General features: G+C 52.1%; 1 protein-coding gene. It reads right to left on the bottom strand.

Annotated elements, in window-relative coordinates:
* On the bottom strand, nt 1-211 hold a 211-nt coding region (locus LKK83_RS31705; protein WP_324628745.1), incomplete at both ends, for a hypothetical protein.

Here is a 211-nt window from a genome sequence, read left to right on the forward strand (position 1 = left end):
GATTCTACAGTTTCGACGGGTTCCGATGATTCGGGTTCTTGAACCGATGAAGTTTCGGGATTTTGGGCAGTTTCTTCGCTGGCGGTGGTGTCGGCTGTTTCTGTTACCGCTTCCACAGGTTCAGAGGTGGAATTGTCGGTGGTTTCAGCCACCACTCGTTCCGGGTTTTCTTCTGCAGAATTGTCCGCAGTTTCGGTTGGTTCTGCTGAGG

This window comes from Phormidium sp. CCY1219 (genome assembly GCF_035615515.1).
Classification (GTDB): domain Bacteria; phylum Cyanobacteriota; class Cyanobacteriia; order Cyanobacteriales; family Laspinemataceae; genus CCY1219.